Here is a 2,325-nt window from a genome sequence, read left to right on the forward strand (position 1 = left end):
CGATACTGGTGGCGGGTGGTTTCGGTCCAGGCCATCGTGGTCTCCATCGAAGCTTCGCAACTCCGACAGAATCACAACGAACTGAAATCACCCAACTTCTTTTTCGTTCAGGCTCTCAGGAGTTGAGGCCTCCGGCAAACCCGGGGCGGTTCACCCTGACGTTGTCGGGAAGTCATGCGCCGCCAAACATGCGGCCGCCGCCTTCAAAGCTGTACTGACCGACCGCCGCCCTCTGGCGTACTGATGCGTACGCTGGACGGGGCTCAGGTGAGGTGGTCCGGCGTGACAAAAAGGACGTTGAACCGGTCGGCCAAGTTGGTCGGAATCAGCGTCCCGGCTCCCCAATATCTCTCTACATAGCCAAATGGCTCAAGAAACTGTGCGAACTGCTCGTGCTCGTGACCCAGCTCCAGTAAGATTACCGGGCGATGTCGCCTGATGGTCTCTGCCATGCCCCTTAAAGCCTGCATCTCGAAACCTTGTACATCGATCTTGATGACGCCTGGTACGAGATTCAAAGAGTCGATGGTGATTACGGGGATCTCCATCGTGACAACCTCGAAGTCTACTCCCTCGACTCCGTTGCGTTTGACGGAACCGCTAGTCGCGAGTGATGTGCGGTCGAAGGTTCCCTCTTCAAGCAACATCCGCCGGTTCCGGCGTGGCACGAAAAAGGTAAGCTTTCCCGCGTGATCGCCAGCTCCCGCTTGAATAATCTTCACTCGGCCCCTTCGCAGCTTGCTGATCAAGTTGAGCTCTGGATAACACTCCGGATTGGGCTCAATGGCGACGACGTTCATCTCCGGACGAACCGCGATGATTGAGGTGATCGACTGACCATTGTTGGCACCGACATCAATCGCGAGATCACTCGATAGCGTAAGATTTCTGAGGGCGAGGAACTCGGGCTCATGGGCTATCGGCTTCAAACCTCGTGATAAAGTCCGGAGCCTCCTCAGACTGACCGTCGCCGTTCGGCTGCGGAGCAAAAATCGCTTCAGGGCCGAGTCTTTGGGTTTGGGGGTCGTCATAGTTGAAAGATCCCACGGTGTTCTCTGAACGTCCACCCCACCCACCTAGGCACAGGCTTCTTCTTCGGCCAAGCGACCGATCGAGAGATCTCAGTTGTGCTCGGTTCGAAAGAAGAGTGGCCGACCGCGTTACGATTCGTCGAGATGCAAGGCGAGCCACCTGCCCCTGAAAAACCGGACCGATTTGAGCTAGAATTTTCTCGTTTTGCCCTTGGGCCTGTGAACGAGGAGAGACGATGAAGCGGTCGAAGTTCAGCGAGGCCCAGGTGGCCATGGTCCTGCGTCAGGCGGACGAGGGCGCCACGATCGGCGAGGTCTGCCGCAGGGCCGGGATTTCCGAGGCGACGTTCTACGTTTGGCGCAAAAAGTACGCCGGTCTGATGCCGTCGGAGATGAAGCGGCTGAAGCAGCTTGAAGATGAGAACGGGCGGCTGAAACGGATCGTGGCGGACCTGACGCTAGATCGGGAGATGCTGCAGGATGTGATCAAGCGAAAGCTTTAGGGCCTAGCCGGCGTCGCCAGCTCGTGGATCATCTGCGGGCCACCTGGCAGGTCAGTATCCGACGGGCGTGCGGAGCGTTGCAGGCGGAACGTTCCAGCTACCATTACAAGGGCAAGAGATCGGAGCCCGTCGCGCTGAAACGCCGGATCAAGGAGATCGCGGAGACGCGAGTGCGCTACGGCTACCGGCGGATCACGGTGTTGCTGAAGCGAGAAGGCTGGCCGGTGAATGGAAAGCGAGTCTAGAAGCTGTACAAGGAGTTGGGTCTTCAGCTGCGCAACAAGACACCGAAGCGGAACGTCAAGGCCAAGCTGAGGCAAGACAGGCAGGCTGCGACACGAGCCAACGATATATGGGCGATGGACTTCCTGCACGACCAGTTGTTCGACGGGCGCAAGATCCGCAACCTGGCGGTCATCGATCTGTTCAGTCGGTTCTCTCCCGCCCTGGATCCGCGCTTCTCGTACAGGGCCACGGACGTCGTTGGGACGCTGGATTGGGCAGCCGCAGTAACCGGCTATCCCCGAACGATCCGGGTCGACAACGGGCCCGAGTTCGTCTCGCGTGACCTGGATCTATGGGCGTTCCAGCATGGCGTCACCTTGGACTTCAGCCGGCCGGGCAAGCCAACAGACAACGCCTTCGCCGAGTCCTTCAACGGCAAGGTCCGGGTGACGTGACCCCCTGAAACTCCTCCAGGAATAGCTAGAGTCCGCCCCTCGAAAGGACGGACAGAATGAAGCGATCACGGTTCACGGAAGAGCAGATCATCGGGATCCTGCGGGAGCAGG

The 2,325-nt window shown here is 58.8% G+C and carries 1 protein-coding gene and 1 pseudogene; one reads left to right on the forward strand and one right to left on the reverse strand.

Features of this window, described 5'->3' with window-relative positions; translation table 11 throughout:
- Positions 1 to 263 precede the first annotated feature (263 nt).
- Complete coding sequence (locus tag ACP7AB_RS16800) at positions 264 to 1,031, reverse strand: FkbM family methyltransferase (protein ID WP_425993153.1); 768 nt, start codon at positions 1,029 to 1,031, stop codon at positions 264 to 266.
- 236 nt (positions 1,032 to 1,267) lie between these two features.
- On the opposite strand from ACP7AB_RS16800, the pseudogene ACP7AB_RS16805 reads away from it, so the two are divergent.
- Positions 1,268 to 2,205, forward strand: a pseudogene (locus ACP7AB_RS16805) (IS3 family transposase); the annotation flags it as partial.
- Between the last annotated feature and the right edge of the window lie 120 nt (positions 2,206 to 2,325).

The sequence above is a fragment of the Brevundimonas sp. TWP3-1-2b1 genome (assembly GCF_049896165.1).
Lineage (GTDB): Bacteria > Pseudomonadota > Alphaproteobacteria > Caulobacterales > Caulobacteraceae > Brevundimonas > Brevundimonas subvibrioides_B.